Annotated in this window: 24 protein-coding genes and 1 pseudogene; 12 read left to right on the forward strand and 13 right to left on the reverse strand. The window is 65.7% G+C overall.

Annotation, left to right across the window (positions count from 1 at the left end):
• Positions 1 to 12: 12 nt before the first annotated feature.
• The 3 genes and pseudogenes from xerD to F579_RS14675 form a co-directional block, all read left to right on the forward strand.
• Positions 13 to 918: a site-specific tyrosine recombinase XerD gene (gene xerD / locus F579_RS0111550; protein WP_019024855.1), complete on the forward strand. Its 906-nt coding sequence runs from the start codon at positions 13 to 15 to the stop codon at positions 916 to 918.
• A 94-nt stretch (positions 919 to 1,012) separates the two neighbouring features.
• On the forward strand, positions 1,013 to 1,726 hold the full coding sequence (locus F579_RS0111555; RefSeq protein ID WP_019024856.1) for a DsbC family protein: 714 nt from the start codon (positions 1,013 to 1,015) through the stop codon (positions 1,724 to 1,726).
• A gap of 452 nt (positions 1,727 to 2,178) precedes the next feature.
• Positions 2,179 to 2,472 (forward strand): annotated as a pseudogene (locus F579_RS14675) (OsmC family protein); the annotation flags it as partial.
• Between the two features lie 100 nt (positions 2,473 to 2,572).
• On the opposite strand, the gene trxA reads toward F579_RS14675, so the two are convergent.
• Positions 2,573 to 3,448, reverse strand: coding sequence for a thioredoxin (gene trxA, locus F579_RS0111565; RefSeq protein ID WP_019024859.1), 876 nt, complete (start codon positions 3,446 to 3,448; stop codon positions 2,573 to 2,575).
• 133 nt (positions 3,449 to 3,581) lie between these two features.
• Between trxA and parE the strand changes: the two genes are divergently transcribed.
• Together parE and F579_RS0111575 are read left to right on the forward strand one after the other, a co-directional pair.
• The gene (gene parE, locus F579_RS0111570) at positions 3,582 to 5,468 is read left to right on the forward strand and encodes a DNA topoisomerase IV subunit B (RefSeq protein WP_019024860.1); all 1,887 of its coding nucleotides are present in this window, start codon (positions 3,582 to 3,584) and stop codon (positions 5,466 to 5,468) included.
• A gap of 125 nt (positions 5,469 to 5,593) precedes the next feature.
• On the forward strand, positions 5,594 to 6,169 hold the full coding sequence (locus F579_RS0111575; protein WP_019024861.1) for a Spy/CpxP family protein refolding chaperone: 576 nt from the start codon (positions 5,594 to 5,596) through the stop codon (positions 6,167 to 6,169).
• 42 nt (positions 6,170 to 6,211) lie between these two features.
• On the opposite strand, the gene F579_RS0111580 is transcribed toward F579_RS0111575, so the two are convergent.
• Together F579_RS0111580 and F579_RS0111585 are read right to left on the reverse strand one after the other, a co-directional pair.
• Complete coding sequence (locus tag F579_RS0111580; protein WP_019024862.1) at positions 6,212 to 6,538, reverse strand: DUF3634 family protein; 327 nt, start codon at positions 6,536 to 6,538, stop codon at positions 6,212 to 6,214.
• A 12-nt stretch (positions 6,539 to 6,550) separates the two neighbouring features.
• Entirely contained in the window at positions 6,551 to 7,378 is an 828-nt protein-coding gene (locus F579_RS0111585; protein ID WP_026301090.1) for a M48 family metallopeptidase, read from the reverse strand.
• A gap of 246 nt (positions 7,379 to 7,624) precedes the next feature.
• Between F579_RS0111585 and F579_RS0111590 the strand changes: the two genes are divergently transcribed.
• Positions 7,625 to 7,984, forward strand: coding sequence for an MbcA/ParS/Xre antitoxin family protein (locus F579_RS0111590; RefSeq protein WP_018862065.1), 360 nt, complete (start codon positions 7,625 to 7,627; stop codon positions 7,982 to 7,984).
• Positions 7,985 to 7,999: 15 nt separating this feature from the next.
• Complete coding sequence (locus F579_RS0111595; RefSeq protein ID WP_019024864.1) at positions 8,000 to 8,746, forward strand: RES family NAD+ phosphorylase; 747 nt, start codon at positions 8,000 to 8,002, stop codon at positions 8,744 to 8,746.
• Positions 8,747 to 8,794: 48 nt separating this feature from the next.
• On the opposite strand, the gene F579_RS0111600 is transcribed toward F579_RS0111595, so the two are convergent.
• The 4 genes from F579_RS0111600 to F579_RS0111615 form a co-directional block, all read right to left on the reverse strand.
• Positions 8,795 to 9,709, reverse strand: coding sequence for a pirin family protein (locus F579_RS0111600; protein ID WP_019024865.1), 915 nt, complete (start codon positions 9,707 to 9,709; stop codon positions 8,795 to 8,797).
• On the reverse strand, positions 9,709 to 10,293 hold the full coding sequence (locus F579_RS0111605; RefSeq protein ID WP_019024866.1) for an NADPH-dependent FMN reductase: 585 nt from the start codon (positions 10,291 to 10,293) through the stop codon (positions 9,709 to 9,711). The genes F579_RS0111600 and F579_RS0111605 overlap by 1 nt, the downstream gene beginning before the upstream one ends.
• A 26-nt stretch (positions 10,294 to 10,319) precedes the next feature.
• A complete protein-coding gene (locus F579_RS0111610; RefSeq protein ID WP_019584616.1) occupies positions 10,320 to 11,012 on the reverse strand; it encodes a pirin family protein in 693 nt (230 codons plus the stop codon).
• 73 nt (positions 11,013 to 11,085) lie between these two features.
• A complete protein-coding gene (locus tag F579_RS0111615) occupies positions 11,086 to 11,535 on the reverse strand; it encodes a DoxX family protein (protein WP_019024868.1) in 450 nt (149 codons plus the stop codon).
• 121 nt (positions 11,536 to 11,656) lie between these two features.
• On the opposite strand from F579_RS0111615, the gene F579_RS0111620 reads away from it, so the two are divergent.
• The 4 genes from F579_RS0111620 to F579_RS0111635 all read left to right on the forward strand — a co-directional run bounded on the left by F579_RS0111620 (position 11,657) and on the right by F579_RS0111635 (position 14,698).
• The gene (locus F579_RS0111620) at positions 11,657 to 12,562 is read left to right on the forward strand and encodes a LysR family transcriptional regulator (protein ID WP_019024869.1); all 906 of its coding nucleotides are present in this window, start codon (positions 11,657 to 11,659) and stop codon (positions 12,560 to 12,562) included.
• A 190-nt stretch (positions 12,563 to 12,752) separates the two neighbouring features.
• Complete coding sequence (locus F579_RS0111625; protein WP_019024870.1) at positions 12,753 to 13,115, forward strand: nucleotide pyrophosphohydrolase; 363 nt, start codon at positions 12,753 to 12,755, stop codon at positions 13,113 to 13,115.
• A gap of 143 nt (positions 13,116 to 13,258) precedes the next feature.
• The gene (locus tag F579_RS0111630) at positions 13,259 to 14,023 is read left to right on the forward strand and encodes an SDR family NAD(P)-dependent oxidoreductase (protein ID WP_019024871.1); all 765 of its coding nucleotides are present in this window, start codon (positions 13,259 to 13,261) and stop codon (positions 14,021 to 14,023) included.
• A 207-nt stretch (positions 14,024 to 14,230) separates the two neighbouring features.
• On the forward strand, positions 14,231 to 14,698 hold the full coding sequence (locus F579_RS0111635) for a pyridoxamine 5'-phosphate oxidase family protein (RefSeq protein WP_019024872.1): 468 nt from the start codon (positions 14,231 to 14,233) through the stop codon (positions 14,696 to 14,698).
• A gap of 65 nt (positions 14,699 to 14,763) precedes the next feature.
• On the opposite strand, the gene F579_RS0111640 is transcribed toward F579_RS0111635, so the two are convergent.
• The 6 genes from F579_RS0111640 to F579_RS0111670 form a co-directional block, all read right to left on the reverse strand.
• Positions 14,764 to 15,429 carry a DUF3012 domain-containing protein gene (locus tag F579_RS0111640; RefSeq protein WP_019024873.1) on the reverse strand — a complete coding sequence of 222 codons (666 nt, stop codon included), beginning with the start codon at positions 15,427 to 15,429 and terminating at the stop codon, positions 14,764 to 14,766.
• A 204-nt stretch (positions 15,430 to 15,633) separates the two neighbouring features.
• Positions 15,634 to 16,575, reverse strand: coding sequence for a DUF5996 family protein (locus F579_RS0111645; protein ID WP_026301091.1), 942 nt, complete (start codon positions 16,573 to 16,575; stop codon positions 15,634 to 15,636).
• Between the two features lie 175 nt (positions 16,576 to 16,750).
• Positions 16,751 to 17,380: a MarC family protein gene (locus tag F579_RS0111650; RefSeq protein ID WP_019024875.1), complete on the reverse strand. Its 630-nt coding sequence runs from the start codon at positions 17,378 to 17,380 to the stop codon at positions 16,751 to 16,753.
• A gap of 479 nt (positions 17,381 to 17,859) precedes the next feature.
• The gene (locus F579_RS0111660) at positions 17,860 to 18,159 is read right to left on the reverse strand and encodes a type II toxin-antitoxin system RelE/ParE family toxin (RefSeq protein WP_018138039.1); all 300 of its coding nucleotides are present in this window, start codon (positions 18,157 to 18,159) and stop codon (positions 17,860 to 17,862) included.
• 25 nt (positions 18,160 to 18,184) lie between these two features.
• Complete coding sequence (locus tag F579_RS0111665) at positions 18,185 to 18,436, reverse strand: YlcI/YnfO family protein (RefSeq protein ID WP_018994284.1); 252 nt, start codon at positions 18,434 to 18,436, stop codon at positions 18,185 to 18,187.
• 164 nt (positions 18,437 to 18,600) lie between these two features.
• Complete coding sequence (locus tag F579_RS0111670; protein WP_026301092.1) at positions 18,601 to 18,933, reverse strand: DUF3634 family protein; 333 nt, start codon at positions 18,931 to 18,933, stop codon at positions 18,601 to 18,603.
• Between the two features lie 225 nt (positions 18,934 to 19,158).
• On the opposite strand from F579_RS0111670, the gene F579_RS0111675 reads away from it, so the two are divergent.
• Entirely contained in the window at positions 19,159 to 19,515 is a 357-nt protein-coding gene (locus F579_RS0111675) for a PilZ domain-containing protein (protein WP_026301093.1), read from the forward strand.
• Positions 19,516 to 19,594: the final 79 nt, after the last annotated feature.

The following is a 19,594-nucleotide window of genomic DNA, read 5'->3' on the forward strand; positions in this document are numbered from 1 at the left end:
CGCGCGCGGGCCGTGACCGCAGCGGCGGTCCAGTCCGACACCCTCGACCGCTTCCTCGACGAGCTCTGGGCGGTCGAGGGCCTGTCGGATCACACCCTGGCGGCCTATCGCCGCGACCTTGAGGCCCTGGCGCGCTGGCTGCACGGGCGCGGGGTCGCGCTGGAGGCGGCCAGTGGTGCCGATCTGCTGGGGTTCGTCAGCGCCCGCATGCAGGCGGGTGCGCGGCCGAAGTCGATTACGCGTGCCCTGTCCAGCCTGCGGCGTTTCTATCGCTATCTGGTGCATCAGGGCGAGCGCGAGGATGACCCCAGTGCCGGGATCGAGTCCCCGCGCGCCGGGCGTCCGCTGCCGGACAGCCTGTCCGAGGGCCAGGTCGACGCCCTGCTGGCGGCCCCGGAACTGGACACCGCGGTCGGCCTGCGCGACCGCGCGATGCTGGAGCTGATGTACGCGACCGGCCTGCGCGTGTCCGAGCTGGTCGGTCTGGAACAATCCGAGGTGAACAGCCGCCAGGGCGTGGTGCGCGTGACCGGCAAGGGCGACAAGGAACGCCTGGTGCCGCTGGGCGAGGAGGCCGTGCACTGGCTGACGCGCTATCTGCGCGAGGCGCGGGGCGAGCTGATGGCCGGCCACCCGCCGGTGGATACCGTGTTCGTGACGCGGCGTGGCCGGGGCCTGACGCGCCAGGCCTTCTGGTATCGCATCAAGCACTACGCCCGGGTGGCCGGCATCGAGGCGCCGCTGTCGCCGCATACCCTGCGCCATGCGTTCGCAACCCATCTGCTCGACCACGGGGCGGATCTGCGCGTGGTGCAGATGCTGCTGGGTCACTCCAGCCTGTCGACCACGCAAATCTATACCCACGTCGCACGCGCCCGCCTGCAGAGCCTGCATGCGGAACATCATCCCCGCGGCTGACGTCTATTACCCCAGTTTCGTGCCAGAGCCAGGCGGGCCGTATGGTCGGGCCTGCTAGACTGGCCCCCTTTTTTGTACAGCCACGAGAGAGTCCATGTTTGTAAAACGCGCACTGCCCCTGGCCGTCCTGCTGGCCGCCTTCACCTCCACTGCCGCTGCGACCGATGCCATTGAGGAGCGCATGGCGGAGGTCATCCCCAATGCCGAGATCGACAGCATCCAGGAAACCGGCATGGACGGGATCTTTGAAGTGCGTTACGGCACCGAGATCTTCTATGTCTCCGGGGATGGCAAATACCTGCTGCAGGGCAACCTGATTGACCTGGATACCCGCGACAACCTGACTCAGGGCTCGCTGCGTGGCGTGCGTGCCGACATGTTCGCCGAGATCGACGACAGCGAACTGGTCGTCTATTCACCGAACGGCGACACCCGCGGCGTGCTGAACGTATTCACGGATCCGAATTGCCCCTATTGCCGCGAGATTCACCAGGACATCCCGCAGTACCTGGAAGCCGGCATCAAGGTGCGTTACCTGATGTTCCCGGTGCTGGGGCAGAACTCGCCGGAGATCATGGACCGGATCTGGTGCGCGGATGACCGCGAGGACGCGATGGACCGCGCTAAGACCGGCGATACCCTGGATGACATCGATGGCAGCTGTGATACCCCGCAGGACGCGCACATGGCGCTGGGTCAGCAGCTGAATCTGCGCGGCACCCCGGCCCTGATCACCGAGGACGGCCAGCAGATGTCCGGCTACCAGGAACCGGAGGCGGTGATCGAACGGATCGTCGGTAGCAACTGACCGGACGGATCGCCCGGGCCGCATCGGACGGGCCGGGCGCATTCTTCCAGCGGAGGTCTCGATGCTTGAGTACGAGCTGCGCGTTGAACGACTGGATTCGCACGGCAGTGTGGCCAGCGCCAAGCAGGCCGAGGTCACCCTGGACACCGCCATGGACGGGCGTGACGATGCGTAGGGAGACGCTGATTGAATCGCGCGTCCGCGCTCGAGTCGTTTTTGCGTGCGAACAAGGCGCGGTGACTGCCGTGCAGTCATTCTGCACAAGGGAACCGCAACGCCGTGCGCGGGCAAAAGCGGCCGAGCCCCTGCATTGAATGAGTTGTGGGGTTGGCACCCCAGGTTCCCCGATCCTGCGTTGCGGCCCTTGCCGGTAGAACCACTACCGGCTGCGCACCGCGCCTTGTCTCGGAAAACCTGGGGTGCCAACGCGGACGTGCGATTCAATCAGCGTCTCCCTTAGCCCGCCGGAGCTGTTGCTGGCCTCGCTTGGGGCCTGCATGGTCCGGGGTATTCAGCGGGCCCTGCCAATGCTGCGCATGGAGATCGAGACCCTGTCGATCCAGTTGCGTGGCTGGCGCCAGGACGACCCGCCCGCAATCGCCAGAATCGAGTACCGCATCGAAGTCGGGACCGACGCCGACGAGGAGATGCTGGAGATCCTGCACCGCAACGTGCAGAAGGGCACGATCTATTCGACTCTCGCCGCCGGGACCGAACTCACCGGAGAGCTTGTCGCCAGCGCCTGAGGTCGCGCTATTGTAGGAGGCCAGCCCCCTGGCCGATGGGGCGCATGCAGGCGCGCGCTCGCCTGCGAAGCCCCGCCCGAGCGGATTTCCGACTGTCTCCCTAGTACAGCAGCGATGCCATCTGCCGCCGGTACTGTCCGACCAGCGGATGGTCATCGCCCAGCACCTTGAATGCGGCCAGCAGGCCCTTCTGACCGGCGCCGTCGTTGTAGGCGCGGTGCTGTTTCATCAGTTGCAGGTATAGCCCCAGCGCCTCCTCGGCCCGCCCGGAGAGCATCGCGTAGGCGGCCATCTTCTCCAGCGCCTCGGGGCTGGGGTCACCGGACTGGATCTCCTTCGCCACGGCCTGCGGGTCGATGCCGGCCGCGGTCTTGGCGAACACCAGACGGGCGCGCAGTTCCTTCACCGCATCCTGTTCGTGCTGGTCCAGCGGCAGCTTGTTCAGCTCCGCCTCGGCGGCGTCCGCGTCGCCGGACTGGGCCAGCGCGCGGGCCAGCTCGATGCGCAGGTCGCCATTGTCGGGGTCTTCCTCGAGCGCGGCCTTGAGAGTGGCCAGGGCACCGTCGACATCGCCGGTTTTGGCCTGTTCACGCGCCTGGTCGATGATCCTGTCCGAGGGCTTTTCCAGGTGGCGGTCGATCATCGCGCGGATGTTCGGTTCCGGCTGCACGCCCATGAACTGGTCTACTGGCTTGCCATGGCGAAACACCATCACGGTGGGCAGGCTGCGCACGCCGTACTGCTGGGCCAGAGCCTGCTGCTCGTCGCTGTTGACCTTGGCCAGGCGGAACTTGCCGGCGTATTGCGCGGCCAGTTGCTGCAGCAGCGGCATCAGCTGCTGGCAGGGCCCGCACCAGGCGGCCCAGAAGTCGACCACCACCGGGCGCTGATGAGACTCGTCCAGCACAGCCTGCTGGAAGCTTTCCTGGGTGACGTCGAGGATGTCCTCGCCGGTTGCGCTTGCGGCCTCTGCCATGGGAACCCTCCTGAAAACGCTTGAATACGGAATTTGCCATGCAATTGTTGGGATCATGGGGGCGATTGCAAGCAGCCCTGATTTGCTACCCTTCGCGCATCCGCGAGCGCGCGATCGACACAGGAACCATCACGTGAGCTATTCCGCATCCGATATCGAGGTCCTCGAGGGGCTGGACCCGGTGCGCAAGCGCCCGGGCATGTATACCGACACGACCCGCCCGAACCACCTCGCGCAGGAGGTGATCGACAACTCGGTGGACGAGGCGATCAGCGGCCACGCCAAGCGCATCGACGTGATCCTGCACAAGGACGACTCGGTCTCCGTGTCGGATGACGGCCGTGGCATGCCGGTCGATCTGCACCCGCGGGAGAACCGCCCGGGCGTGGAGGTGATCCTGTCCACGCTGCATGCGGGCGGGAAGTTCTCGGACAAGAACTACCAGTTCTCCGGTGGCCTCCACGGGGTGGGCGTCTCGGTGGTCAATGCCCTGTCGCAGCAGCTCGAGGTGCAGATCAAGCGCGACGGGCGCGAGTACCGCATGGCTTTTTCCGGGGGGCACAAGACGCAGGATCTCGAAGAGGTCGGGGAGGTTGGCAAGCGCAATACCGGAACCACGCTGCACTTCTGGCCGGACCCGCAGTACTTCGATTCCGCGAAGTTCTCGGTCCCCCGGCTTAAGCACATCCTGCGCGCCAAGGCCGTGCTGTGCCCGGGCCTGACCGTCACCTTCCGCGACGAAACCACCGGCGAGGCCTGCGAGTGGTGCTATCAGGCGGGCCTGCGCGACTACCTGGTGGAGGCGCTGGATGGACTGGAGCGCCTGCCGGAGGAGCCGTTCATGGGCTCGATGGCCGGCGCCACCGAGGCGGTGGACTGGGCGGTGACCTGGCTGCCGGAGGGCGGCGAGGTCGTCAGCGAGAGCTATGTGAACCTGATCCCGACCACCCAGGGCGGCACGCACGTGAACGGTCTGCGCACCGGTCTGACGGAGGCCGTGCGCGAGTTCTGCGAGTTTCGCAGCTTGCTGCCACGCGGGATCAAGCTGGCGCCGGAGGATGTCTGGGAGCGGGTCGCCAGTGTGCTGTCGTTCAAGATGCAGGACCCGCAGTTTGCCGGGCAGACCAAGGAGCGCCTGTCCTCGCGCCAGGCCGCGCCATTTGTCTCCGGCGTGGTCAAGGATGCCTTCAGCCTTTGGCTGAACCAGCACCCGCAGCAGGGCGAGCGTATCGCCGAGCTGGCGATCCAGAACGCGCAGAAACGCAGTCGCGCGGGGCGCAAGGTGGTGCGCAAGAAGGTCACCCAGGGCCCGACCCTGCCGGGCAAGCTGGCGGACTGCGCCAGCCAGGACCTGGAGCGCACCGAGCTGTTTCTGGTCGAGGGCGATTCCGCCGGTGGCTCCGCCAAGCAGGCGCGCGACCGCGACTTTCAGGCGATCATGCCGCTGCGTGGCAAGATCCTGAACTCCTGGGAGGTCGACCCGGACCAGGTGCTCGGATCGCAGGAGATCCACGACATCTCCGTGGCCTTGGGCGTGGACCCGGGGCAGGCCAGTCTCGACGGGCTGCGCTACGGCAAGGTCTGCATCCTGGCCGACGCGGACTCCGACGGCGCGCACATCGCCACCCTCCTGTGCGCGCTGTTCCTGAAGCACTTCCGCCCGCTGGTGGAACGCGGGCATATCTACATCGCGATGCCGCCGCTATATCGCGTGGACGTCGGCAAGCAGACCTTCTACGCCCTGGACGACGACGAGAAGGCCGGCGTGCTGGAACGCATCGAGGCGGAGAAGATGAAGGGCAAGGTCTCCGTGACCCGCTTCAAGGGCCTGGGCGAGATGAACCCGCTACAGCTGCGCGAGACCACCATGAACCCGGACACCCGACGCCTGGTGCAGCTCACCCTGGACGCCGCCGACGACACCCAGCAGCTGATGGACATGCTGCTCGGCAAGAAGCGCGCCTCCGAACGCCGCGCCTGGCTGGAAGGCAAGGGCCACCTGGCCGACGTCGCCGTTTAAGGAAGTCACGTGCCCATGCATGTGCTCGTGCTCGGTTGGTTGCCCGCGCTTGTAGCGGAACCCGACCATCCCTTAGGGGGTCGATCATGCGTTATGCCCGACGAATCATCCCCAAGGAGTCGCTGATGAAATCTCTGTCCCCGGTGCGCTGGGTTTTCGGGCTGGTGCTGGCCGGCTGTATGGCCCCCGCGCTGGCCAATTCGTATACGACGTTTCAGGACCGCGAGATCAAGGCCCTGTCGGCCGAGGAGCAGGAGGGTCTGCTGGACGGGCAGGGGCTGGGGATGGCCCTGCCGGCGGAGCTGCATGGCTATCCCGGTCCGCTCCATGTGCTGGAGGTGGCCGATCAACTGGATCTCAGTGCCGAGCAGCAGGCGGAAACCGAGCGGTTGTTCGATGCCATGCGCGAGCAGGCGCGGGAGCTGGGGCAGCGGATCGTCGATCTGGAGCGTGAGCTTGACGAGCGCTTTGCCTCGCGCGAGATCACTAGCGACCAGATCGAGGCGCTGACGGTCGAGATCGGCGAGCTGCGTGGGCGGCTACGCCACGTCCACCTCTCCTACCACCTGGAAATGGACGAGCTGCTGTCGGATGAGCAGAAAGAGGCCTACCAGCGTGCCCGTGGCTACGAGGAGGATCGGTCTGGCGCGCACGGACATCAGCACGGCCACGGTCAACACCACGGCGGCCACGGTCACTGATCCGCGCCGTTCAAGGGCGCGCATCGGCGCCCCAGTGCTCGTTTAGCGGCGCTTGCGGCGTTTGCGGCGTCCGAGCTTGATGCGCTTCAGGGCGGTTTGCAGCTCGCCCTGCGCCTCGCGGGGGATGGAGCCGGAGGCGCGCAGGCGCGCGCCCTCGCGCGTGCGCATCGCGGTCACGCGCCCGCGCTGGATGCCGTAGCGCCGGGCGACATCCCGGGCCGTGTGCTCGAAGTGCATGGGTACGTCGCCGCGCCGTGCCCGCGGCTTGCCGTCCACGATCTCGAGGCTGAACAGGATGCTGGCCTGCCAGATGATCAATGCCGCTGCGGACAGCAGCAGCGCAATCATCAGCAGTAACGCGGTGAGCATGGACATTTCGGTCTAATCCGACTCCGGTTCCGGTAGTGCCTCGACCTCGCGGCGAAAGCGCTGGAAATCATCGCTGTCTCGCGCCAGCCCGTCCAGTGTTTCCTGCGGGAGCGCGTCGATCCGCGCCTGGGTGTTCTCGACGCGCTCGCGGGTGGTGGGGTGCGTGGCGAAGAATTGCTCGACCCGGCCGGGATCCCGGTCGCGTTCGTCCAGCAGGGTCTCGAAGAACGAGACGAGGCCGATGGGGTGGATGCCGGCATCCACTAGATAGCCAATCGCCACGTCGTCTGCCTCGCGCTCCGCCTCGCGACTGTAGCCCGCGAACACCCCCGCTGCGCCGACCTGAACGGCCACTTGCTCCGCCGCGCCAGGGTCGCGTCCGAGAATCACGCCGTAGACGACGGCGAGCCCCATTTCCGCCTGCTGCGCGCGACGCCACTGGTCGATGCCATGGCGCTTCACCACATGCCCGACCTCATGTGCCAGCACGCCAGCCAGTTCGGACATGTCGTCGGCCCGCTCGATCAGGCCGCGGTAGACATAGATATGGCCGCCGGGCACGGCGAAGGCGTTTACGTCCGGCCCGTTGACGACATAGAAGGTGTAGTCGATCTCTTCGCGATCGTCGGCCACCGCCGCAATCGAGCGACCCAGCGAATTGATGTAGTCGTTGATGGCCGGCTCTTCGATGATGGGCAGCTCCGCGTTCAGGTCCGCGGCCAGCTCCTCGCCCAGCTGGCGTTCCTCCTGCACGGAGACCCGCGGTGCGCAGGCGCTTGACAGTACAAATAGACCGACCAGTGCCAGTACCGCAGTCAGTCGTCCGTACACCGTGTGCATCCCAATGGCCGTCATACCGTCCCTCTTTGTTTGTTGCGTCTGCTTCATCCCCAACATAGAGGGTTTTCTCATGGAGCGGGAGCCCCGTCACGCGGATGTGCGCCGGGTTCGTGACATCCCACCCGTTACGGAATGCGGGATGGCGTCACGGACCCTTGCCTGGCACGCTGAACCCTGTCGTTCTATAATGTGCTATAAGCACAAAAATATACGGTATGTGCATGTGGTCATCCCTGGAGGTTGCCCATGAGTGTCGCAACAGTTGCAGCGCCGGAGCGCGCGGATGTCCTGCGCGAGGCACTGGTCAACGCCGGCAAGGCGCTGGGTCTTACCCAGGCGGATCTGGGCGAGGTCGTCGGGCGCGGACGCACGGATATCAGTCGAGGCAACATCGACCCGGCCAGCAAGCCGGGGGAGTTGGCGTTGCTGCTGATCCGCTGCTATCGCGCCTTGTACGTGTTGACCGGTGGGGATGCCGCGGCGATGAAGCACTGGATGCACACGCAGAACCACCACACCGGCGGCGTGCCGGCCGAGCAGATCCGTACCGTGCAGGGGCTGGTGGGCGTGCTGGAGTATCTCGACGCGATCCGCGGCAAGCTGTGAGCTTGAGTGGCTGACGTGCCGGACTGGAATGCGCTGGTGAAAGCCGCGCCGCGCGTCCCGCTGCGTGGCGAGGTCCTGCGTCTGGTGGAGAGCCAGGAACAGGTGGCCACCAACCAGATCGTTTCCTCGCTGGACCGCCAGGCCGTGCTGGAAGAGATGCTGGAGGCGACCAAGCCACCCCGGCGCGCCGGCACCGAACGGCTGCACTACCTGCTGGCGACCCCGTTTCGCTACCCCCCGCTGCGCCACGGCTCGCGCTTTGGCCGCCGTCACGAGCCCAGTCTTTTTTATGGCGCCCGGAGCGAGCGCACCGTACTGGCCGAGGCGGCCTTCTATCGCTTCGTCTTCTGGTACGGCATGGCCACGCCGCCGTCGCGCAAGCTCGACACCCAGCACACGTTATTCGCCGCGCGCTACCTGAGCCCCGAAGGCCTGCAGCTCCAGGAGCCGCCGTTCGCGCAGCACGCAGAACGGCTGCGCCACCCTGCCGACTACCGGGCCACCCAGGCCCTGGGCGCGGTCCTGCGCGAGGCCGGGATCGACCTGTTCGAGTACACCTCCGCCCGCGATACCGGGGGCGGCATCAACCTCGCGCTCTACAACCCGCGGCCGTTTACCCGCAACAAGCCCACGCGCCAGGACCCCTGGCTGTGCCAGCTCAGCGCCGAACACGTCCGCTTCCTCAAGCCCCGCGACGGGACCCTGTACGATTTTCCTCTGAGTCCGTTCCTCTATCAGGGCCGCCTGCCGCTACCCGCCTGAGTACCTTCCCCGTACGCCGATCGGCACAGAGCAGGCCGGCCCCGGTAGTCAGGGCAGCGGGATGAACTCGTGTTCGTCGCCGGGGACCTTCGGGAAGCGGCCGTCCTGCCAGTCCTGCTTGGCCTGTTCGATGCGTTCGCGGCGGCTGGAGACGAAATTCCATTCGATGTGGCGCTCGCCCACGGGGGCGCCGCCGACCAGGGCGATGGTTGAGGCCGTGGTGGCGGTGACCGCAATTCCGGACTGGTGCGAGAAGATCGTCATCGAGTGGGTCGGCATTGCGGTGTCCTGCGCGCGCAGTTCGCCGGATACCACGTAGACCGCGCGTTCGTCGGCATCGGGCAGAGTCAGGGTCTGGCCGGGCTGCAGGCGGGCCTCCAGATAGAGCGTCTCGGAGAACACCCGCACCGGCGACTGCTCGCCGTAGACGCTGCCCATCATCACGCGCACGGGGATTCCGTCGACGGTGACGGTCGGGATCGCCTGTTCCGGATAGTGATGAAACGCGGGGTCGGTTTCCTCGTCGGCCTCCGGCAGGGCGAGCCAGAGCTGCAGCCCGTGCTGGGTGTGTTCCCTGGCGCTGATCTCCGGGCGTTCGCGCTCGGAATGGACGATGCCGTGTCCGGCGACCATCAGGTTGAGGTCCCCGGGCCGAATCGCCTGCAGTGAACCCAGTGAATCGCGGTGCAGGATCTCGCCCTCGAACAGGTAGGTGACCGTTGCGATCCCGATATGCGGGTGCGGACGCACGTTGATCCCCTCGCCTGCGGGGAAGTGTGCCGGGCCCATGTGATCGAAAAAGATCCACGGCCCGACCATTCGGCGCTGTGCGGTGGGCAGCACCCGGCGCACGGAGAAGCCGCCCAGGTCGCGCTCGCGGGGCTGCAGCACGGTCTCGATGGCCGCGCAGGGTGCGGGCGAGGCGGTGCAGGGCTGTTCGGTAGTCTCCAGGGTGTTGCTCATCAGGGGGATTCCGTTGTCGTGTCGCGCATGGGCTGGAGGGCGCGGGCCCATTTCGCCAGTTCCTCCAGCATGCCCCGGGCGGAGTCATCGTGCATCGGTTCGGGCACGAATCGCCGCTCGTTGTCCAGGTGGTTCCAGGGCATCTGGATCATCACGCCCTCCGGGATCGGCATCATTTTGAGCGCCGTCACCATTTGCCGGGCCATCTGTGCCGAACGCAGCCCGCCGGAGGCGCCGCCGTAGCTCACGAACGCGCAGGGCTTGTAATTCCACTCTGTATAGACGTAATCGAGGGCATTGATCAGCGCGGGTGGAGCCGAGTAGTTGTACTCGGGGATCACGAACACGTAGGCGTCGGCGCTCGCGACGCTGCGCGACCAGGCCCGGGTGTGTTCGTGTTCGTACTGCTGTGTGCGCGGATGCTGGGGTTCGTCATAGACCGGCAGCTGGAAGTCCGCCAGATCGACCCGCTCGCTCTGGAACGCGCCCTGTTCGCTGGCCAGGGCATGAAACCAGTCGCCCACCGAGGGGCCGATACGGCCCGGGCGAGTGCTGGCGATGATCGTCTGAAGCTGCAGTGACATTGGTGTGTCCTCGTCAGTGGGCGGCATCAGCCGCCGCGCAGGTCGAACAGCAGGGCCTCGGCCTCGCCGTTGGTGATGAACTCGAGCTCGTGCTCCTGACGGATGGTGGCGCCGTCGCCGGCGGCCATCGTCTGGCCGTTCAGGCTCAGTTCGCCCCGGGTGATCTGTACGTAATAGACCCGGCCCGGGTCCGCCGGAAACCGCGTGGTCTCGTGTGCCAGCCGGAGCCTGTGGATGCAGGCGTCCTGCCGGATGGGCAGGGAGCCATCCCGACCATCGGGCGAGACCAGCAGGGCGATCCCGCCGGCACCCGAAAAATCCTTCTGGGCATAGCGCGGTTCGCCACCCTTGCGATCCGGGATGATCCAGATCTGCAGGAAATGCAGCGGATCGGTGGTTGATGCGTTGAACTCGCTATGCCGGATCCCCGTGCCCGCACTCATCACCTGGACCTCGCCGGCGTGCAGCCGGGTCTGGTGGTCCATCGTGTCCCGGTGCTCGATGGCCCCGTCCAGCACACAGGTGATGATCTCCATGTCCCGATGCGGGTGGGCGCCGAAGCCGGCACCCGGGGCGACCCGGTCCTCGTTCAGCACGCGCAGGTCGGAGACCCCCATGTGCTCCGGGTCGAAGTAACTGGCAAACGAGAAGCTGTGGCGCGAATCCAGCCAGCCGTGCTGGGCGTGGCCGCGTTCGGCACTGGGGCGCAGGGTGATCATGGTGTCCTCCTCCCGGGTGCTACCGATCAAGTGACCCATGCCGAGCCCGATGGCCCGGCATGGGGAAGAGCGGCTAGCCGCGGTACGCCCCGGCGAGGCGGTTGTCGACCGAGGCCCGGCCGGCGCCGCTGATCGCCAGTGCGACGGAGACGGCCAGCAGCGACAGCGCGAACTCGTAGCCGTTGTTGCTCATGAACAGGCCATGTTCGAAGTGTACGGCGAAGATCGCCACGACCATGGTGAAGGCCAGCACGGCCGCCGCCGGGCGCACCAGCAAACCGATGATCAGGGCCAGACCGCCGAAAAACTCGGCGCCACCGGCCAGCAGGGCCATCAGAAAGCCCGGCTCCAGCCCGATCGAGGCCATCCACTGGCCGGTCCCTTCCAGACCGTGACCGCCAAACCAGCCAAACAGTTTCTGCGCGCCATGCGCCATGAAGATGATCCCGACCGGGATGCGCAGGGCGAGGGCGGCCCAGCCGGCGTTGGTGCCAAACAGCTGCTGCATGAAGGACGAATTCATTTTGACTCTCCTGGATGGTTTGCGAAGGCCGGCGGTTCTGGCCGGTTAGGGAGAGTCTGTCTATTTCCTCAGGAGCAATAAACGGCTATAAAAGGCACATATAGTTTCGGAAAGTGAAACAATGAATCGTTTCCAGCAGATGCAGATCTTCGTGGCCGTGGTCGAGGCCGGGCACTTCGTGCATGCGGCGGAGGCGCTGGGTCTGTCCAAGGCGGCCGTCTCGCGCGCGGTGAACGGCCTGGAGGAACGGCTGGGTGCGCGGTTGCTGCACCGCACGACCCGGCGCCTGTCGCTGACCAGCGAGGGCGAGACCTTCTTTGGCCGCAGCAAGCTGCTGCTCGAGGAACTGGCCGCTGCCGAGGGCGAGATCAGCGAGCGCGGCACCGCCGTCAGCGGGCGGCTGCGGATCAATGTCCCGGTGAGCTACGGCATCCAGCACCTGGCCCCGCTGTGGGGCGCATTCACGGCGCGGCATCCCCGGGTGGAACTGGACGTTACCCTGAACGACCGCTCGGTGGATCTGGTCGACGAAGGCTTCGACCTGGCTGTGCGCATCGGCACGCTCGACAGCTCCAGCCTGGTCGCGCGCCGCCTGGCGACCACGCGCATGCGCATCTGTGCCGCGCCGGACTACCTGGCGGCCAGCGGTCTGCCCGCACACCCGTGCGAGCTGGCGGACCACGCCACCATCGCCTACAGCTACCACGCGACCGGCGACGACTGGACCCTCACGGGCCCGGACGGGCCGGTCGCGGTCACGACCCGCCCCGTGCTGCGCAGCAACAACGGCGAGACCTGCGTCGCCGCGGCCCTGGCCGGGCAGGGCATCGTCTACCAGCCGGAGTTCCTGCTGCAGCCGCATCTGCAAACCGGCGCACTGCAGGCGCTGTTGCCGGACTGGGAAACCACCACGCTCGGCATCCACGCCGTCTACCCCAGCCGCCGCTACCTCCTGCCCAAGACCCGCGCCCTGATCGACTTCCTGGCGGAGCAGCTAGGTACGCCGAACGAGCTGGCGTCGCGGTAGGCCTGGCATCGGTTGGTCGGCGCATGTCATCCCGGCCGCCGCGAAGCGAAGAGCCGGGATCTCCGGCATATGAAGATCTCGGTGATGTCGCTCCTGCTACTCCGCGGGCCATTAGCAGGCGGATTACGGCGCCGCGAGAGTTCGTTACGGTGTCGAGTCCAGAGAGATGGATGCGACAGGAGTGATGGCTATGGGGTCGAACAACACGCGGGAGCTGGATGAGCTGGCGGCGCGGCTGGAGGCGTTCGTCGAAGAGCGCGACTGGGCGCAGTTCCATTCGCCGAAGAATCTCTCGATGGCGCTGGCGGGCGAGGTCGGCGAGCTGATCGAGCACTTCCAGTGGCTGACCGAGGAGCAGTCGCGTGGCCTGTCCGGCGAGGCGCTGGAAGAGGTTCGGGCCGAGATCGCGGATGTGCAGATCTATCTGCTGATGCTGGCGCGCAAGCTGAACATCGACCTCGTGCAGGCCGCGAGCGACAAGCTGGAAACCAACGCGAAAAAATACCCGGTGGACAAGGCGCGAGGTCTCGCACGCAAGTACACGAACCTGTAAATCGCTCGTTCGGCTCGCCCCGAGGCGTATGCGGCGAGAGTCGTGACCCGGATCAAGATTCCTGGCCTTTGCCGGGCTGATAATGGTCTTGTCCGCGAGCGCCTTGCCGCGGTTCCCCGACTGCATGACGAAGGAGACACAGCATGAGCCCCCTGGAAGGAAAAGTGATCGCAATCACCGGTGGCGCCGGTGGTATCGGCGAGAGCACGGCGCGCATGGCGTACGAGCAGGGTGCCAGTGTGGTGATTATCGACCGCGAGGCCGGGCCGGTGGACGCCATCGCCCAGTCTCTGGGTGAGAGGGCGGTGGGTCTGGCCGTGGACGTCACGCGGCGCGAGGACAACGAGCGCATGGTCGCGACCGCACTGGAAAGTTTCGGGCGCCTGGATGGCGTGTTCCTGAACGCCGGGATCGAGGGCGAGGTTGGCCCGTTCGACAGCCGCTCCGACGCGGCGTGGGAGAAGGTCTTTGCCGTCAACGTGCATGGCGTGCGCCTGGGCGCGGAGGCGGCCCTGCCGGCGCTGCGTCGCGGCAATGGCGGCAGCATTGTGATCACCTCCAGCGTGGCCGGGCTGCGCGGGGCGGCCGGCCTGTCGCCGTACGTGTCCAGCAAGCATGCGGTGGTGGGCATGATGAAGTGCCTGGCCGCCGAGCTGGGGCCGGAGAACATCCGCGTGAATACGCTCAACCCCGGCCCGGTCGCGAACCGCATGATGCAGTCCATCGAGGAACAGGCGAACCCGGGCCACGCCGACGAGGTGCACAAGTCCTTCGAGGCGCGTATCCCTCTCGGTCGATACGTCAGCAACGAGGAATGCGCCGGGATGGCGGTATTCCTGCTGTCCGACGCCGCCTCCGGCTGCACCGGCAATACCTACGTCGTGGACGGCGGCCTCTGCTCGCAGTAACCGCCTGGGTGTCCGTGCAGCGGGACCTGGGGAGCGCATCGCGGGTCCGGCCGGGCGGCACGCTGTCGAGCGTGTCCACATCGTCCGGAGAGCGTCTATATATCGAAAGATCCTGGCCGCTTTCCTGCGATCTCTCGAGTGGGTGCATGAAATGGCCATCGGGCGATTCCGTCGCCCTGGAGTCCACGCATCTTCAGGAGGTGGCAGATGGACGAGGCACTCAGAAAGAAGATCCAGAGCCTGCTGGACGAACACCGGATCATGAGTATTGCCACCCTGCGCGAGGATGGCTGGCCCCAGGTGACGACGGTCGGCTACGTGCATGAAGGGATGACGCTCTATTTCCTCTGCGGACTGGACAGCCAGAAGGCGCGAAACCTGGCGCACGACAACCGGGTTTCACTGACGATCGATCACGACACCTCCGACCTGATGGCGATCACGGGGCTGTCCATGGCGGCGCACGCAGAGCCCGTGGTCGATCGGGATGAGGCACAGAAGGTACTGGACCTGCTCGCGCAGACCTATCCCGAGCAGGACTCCGCCAAGCTGGACATGGAGATGCCCAGCCCGGAGGACGTCCGGATTTTCCGTGTGACGCCAACGGTGATATCCGTCCTTGATTACTCGAAGGGGTTCGGGCACACGGATCTCGTGGACCTGAGCGCGGCATGAGCGCACGGGCGACGTAACCGCGCGCCGACCTGCGCGAGTAATTCAGTACCGTCCGGAGCCCCGCATCAGCGCCCCACGCAGTGGTTCGCAAAGGCGAAGGCGTCGTTCATCGTCCACTGGGCCTGGGGCGTGTTGGCCATGGCGTCGCACCATGCGGGACTGCCAACCGTCTGCGCGCCACCGGCGAACGTGGCCTCCATCTGCCGTTCCAGCCGCTCGTTGGTCCGGGCGAAGTGCAGCCACGCCATCTCCAGTGCCGGTGTTGCATGTGTGGTCTCGACACGCATGATGTTCTCTTCCAGTCGATCCAGCGACTGCTCCATGCGTCCTTCCAGTTCCAGCATGCGCTGGTGGTTTTCCGGAGCATCAAACGATGCCTCCATGACCTCCATCTCGTGCTCCTCGATCGACTCCATGAAGACGATCATCTCGCCTGCCAGTTGTTCCAGGCGCGGCGTCAGTTCTTCGGTCAGCCAAGTGGCGTGCTCATTGGCGGCCTCCTGGCTGTCGACCCCGGCCAGTTCCGCACTCATGGTGTCGAACAACTCGATCCAGGACTCCAAAAAGCCGATCGCGCGCTCCATGGCCGGCGCTTCCGGTTCTTCCTGGATCATGGTGCTCTGTTCCGCGGCCTGGGCCGAGTCGTTCGACTGGCCGCAGCCGGAAAACGTGATCAATGCGAACGCCAGCCCCGCGATGGCTGGCACGGTAAAGCTCGGTAGGGTGTTCATGGCTGCCTCCCTCGGTTCCCCCTAACCGAACACAAATCACTACAACAGGACGGGAACCGCGGCCAACAGCGAATGGAGTGCGAACAGGCGGCGATTACCTAGTTCATAGCAGCAAATGCGCGCGTTTGCGCTGGGTTTCGGGAGCCTCGGTGCATGTGCGAGTCCTGTGTGCGCGCCGCGCGGCTCCGAAGGGCCTTTCCGCCGCTATCTCGAGTTGGGAGGGAGGAACTCGAGGGCTTCGTGGTCCCATCCGCCATTGTCGGCAGCCGCCTGGTAGGTGCTCTGTAGAAAGCTCAGCAGCGCCGCATCGGGATCGGTCGACGCCCGAACAGCGTCGAATGGCAGGATGTATTCCCCGAGGCCTTCGTGGAAGCGGGCCGCGGCGGGCTGGATGGCGGCCTCGCGATATCCGTCAGGTTCTGGGTAGGCATATGCATAGAAAGCCGCTTCACCCAGTCCCGTGCCGGGCCAGAAGCCGGCGCTCGCCAGCTCATGGGAATAAGCCTCTTCCATCACCCAGTCGGCACAGTTGGGGACACCTCCGGGATGCTTCGGCGCCTCGCGGCCGGAAAAGCGCGTGACGGCCAGATCGAACGCACCCCAAAAAAAGTGCACGGGGCTGCACTTTCCCCGAAAGCCCGCACGGAACTGCGAGAACACCGTGTTCGCCTGCACCAGGGCCTGCCAGAAAGCGTGGATGGCATGGTGATCATAGCTGCGGTTTTGCGTGTTCCTGGCAAAGGGGGTGGCTTCCGGTACCTCCACAGGGCGCGCGAGGATGGCTACACGAATGCCGAGGAAGGCAAGTGCGCCAAAGATCTTGTCGTGAAAATCGGCAACGCTCATCGGTTCCAGCGAAAAGACCACCTTGCGGCCGTGCGATGTGGTGATGACCAGTTGGTGCGTGACGAAATTGAAGTCGATGGTGAAGGTCTGCCCCTGATAGGGAATCGGCGATGTCGTCAGCCCGGTGCTGGTGACATACAGCGTGGAACCCCACGAGTGATTCACCCAGGGCCCCAGTTCGAGACGGATCTTGCCGACAATCTGCGTCCACATGTGGACCGTGGTGCAGGTGTCCTCCCAATGATCAAGGGGTGGGAGTTCGGGCCAGTGGGTGGGTCCATTCTGCGAGTGGGCGGGCATGAGATCCTCCGGGGGCTGGTCCGAGGCCATTGCGAATCGAGCGGAAGCACTGGCAAGAGGGCGCGTCCATCAATCCCGAGTAACCTTCGAGGCCATCCTGAGGAGTGTAGACCCCCGCGAAGGGCTTGCTGTCGAACATCCCGCTTGTGATCCCGGCCGCGTACAACGCCGGTGCTCAGCCCAGCAGGCCGCTTTGCTCGAGGCCGTCGAATATGAACTGCATGGCCAGTGCGCATAGCAGCACGCCGAGGATGCGGGTCAGCACATGGGCGCCGGTAACGCCCAGCAGGTGCTGCAGGCGAGATGCGACCAGCAGGCAGATCAGGGCCAGCACCATGATCGCCGCCAGCGCGCCCAGCACCACGGCCTGGGCCATCCAGTCATCGCCGGCCCGGCTCATCAGCAGGATTGCCGCCCCCATCGCGCCCGGCCCGGCCAGCATGGGTGTCGCCAACGGGAACACCGAGATGTCGCCTCGGCTGCGCGCCTCGCTGGTTTCCGCCGGGGTTGCCGACACGCCGCCGGAACTGCGCGCGAAGACCATGTCGATCCCGATCAGCAACAGCAGGATGCCGCCGGCCGTGTACAGCGCCGGCATGGTGATGCCCAGTACCGAGAGCACGGCCTCGCCGAACAGCGCGAACAGCATCAGGATGCCGGTCGCCAGCAATGCCGCGCGCCAGGCCATCCGGCGTCGCTGGGCCCGTGTCATGCCCTGGCTCAGCACCGCGAACACGACCGCCACGTCCACGGGGCCTACGGTCACGAAGAAGGTCGCCAGTGCGACCACACCCAGTTCCAGCATTGCTCTCCCCCGATGGCTCGGGTGACCGGATTAGTCGTTGACGTCCCGACGGGATTCCCGGAATACGAATAGTGTCCGCACTAAGTAGGGGCTGACCAAAGTCAGGATCACCCATCCATTGAACAGCCATCCGGGCGCCCGGTCCACCTGCAGCCAGCTCCCCACTGCAAGGAGCGCAATCGGCGCCAGGATTGCGAGCACCGCATACGACGCGCGCGTACCGAAGCGCGCCCCATTCCCCGAAAAGACGATCGCGATAGCCATCCCAAGGAGAAAAACAGGAAGAAGTAGAGGCCACAACATTCGCGCCTAACCCACCCGGATTCCGCGAATTTCAGCGCCTTCCATCTGCGCAGCTCCTGTTGGATGGCGAATCGCCATATCGTTCGCGGTTACGGCGCCATCGAACCCCGTTGGTTGGCGGTCCCTGTGACATCCTTTGAGCCAATGGCCCGGTCCTGTAATCACCCGTGGACCCATTAGAAGTAGTCGTCCTCGCGCTGGTGCCGAAACGCCAGGAGGGAGACCGTCTCGGCATCGTCGATCTCGAACAGGGCGACATAACCCGAGCGGCCAAACGGAATCAGGAGTTCGCGGATGCGGGGGTGGGAGGCGTCGGGCATGCGGCAGCTCAGCGGAAAGCGCTCGAGTAGCGATACCGCCTCGCCGATGGCGGCCCGAGCATGGGCCGCGGCCGTTGGGTCGCGCTCCGCGAGGAAAGCGACAAGCCGCAGGAGATCTTCGCGCGCCTGCGCTGTAAATCGTACCGAGTAACTCATCCTTGAGACTCCAGCGGTTGGGCTACTACTTGCTTAAGAGACGGTCGAGATCATCGAGTACCGATTGGGCCGGGTAGTACTCGCCCGTTTCCCGGGCGCTGCGTGCGGACTCCAGGCCGCGCGCCAGGAACTCGGCCCGGGCTCGTCGACGGTCAATCTCGTGGCGTACGGCATCCTCGATAAAGGCCGACAATGTCTCCCCCTCGCCAAGGGCTTGCTCCACCTGATGCCGAAAGCCATCGCTCACCCGCAGGGCTGGCAACGTCGTGTTTTTCATCCTGTGTCTCCGCAACCGCCTTCCCGTATTGTATCGCAAATGCAATACAGAATGCTGGCCTGCATTCGAAGGCGTTATCGCCTGTCAGGGATAACGAGTGGCAAAGGAAGGTCTGGTGCTGAAGTCGTCACTGCGAGACTGCGGCCATCCGCCGAACCGGCCAGCTATCCGGTCGCGCGCATGCCGCCGCCACCTCCGCCGCCCGGCGGGGGTGTCCAGACGTTGCGAAAGGCCTGGTGCGTCTTTTCCGGCAGATCGCGGGAGAAGCGCAGCTGAACACCCGTGTCGGTGCGCACCGCGGCGATCCGGCCCCGCTTGAGCCCGAACTGGCGTGCCACGTCCTCGCAGCCACGCACAAAGCCGGCCGGGGGCTTGCCGCGTCGCACGCGGGCCTTGCCATCGCGCAGCTCCACCGAGAACACCTGCCGCGCATGCCAGAGCATCAGCGCGACACCCAGGCCCAGCAACAAGAGCATGATCAACAGCGTAAGGAGCATCACCGAATGGGGCGCCAAATGGGACGAGAATCGGCGCCCAGTGTAGCGCACGCCATCCTGCGTCGATCGCATGTCGCAGCGGCGAGCTGGGGTCTCCCGATGCGTGCGGGGCGAAGTGCGGACGGTTCCGCATCGCCCGCGAGCCGGGGCCAGACGCATGTACTACAGTCCAAAGAAAGACACGAACATGCCGTAGCGGAATGAGCTGCGGGGGGAGTGTGGCCAATGGAGCTTCGCGAAGGGCGTCGCAGGGCGATCGGCATGACCGCCGAGGTACAGACTCGATCCGGTGCCCCAGGGTATCGCGCCCGTGGACGGGTCCGGGATGTCAGCCTCAGCGGGTTGTACCTGGAGTTGCCGGTTTCAGGTCTCTCCGAGAATTCCAGAGTGCGGCTGATCGTAAGCCCGGAAGAAGCGCCCGACGGCCGGACCCATGTCTGGCATTGCATCGTCATGCGCCTGGACGAGAACGGCGCGGGCGTGATGTTCGAAACCGAAGACCCGACCAACGTCGACGGCCTCCTGGACCTAATGCGGGAGCGCATCGGGCTCCCACCCGTGAAGCGTTCGTTTCGGAGCTGAAATGCCCCGTTTAAGGCTGTTCCTACAGGGGGGGGGTTACCGTCGTGCGACCCCGTCATGGGTGGTCCCATTGCTTCCA

Source organism: Thioalkalivibrio sp. ALJ21, from assembly GCF_000378605.1.
Classification (GTDB): Bacteria; Pseudomonadota; Gammaproteobacteria; order Ectothiorhodospirales; family Ectothiorhodospiraceae; genus Thioalkalivibrio.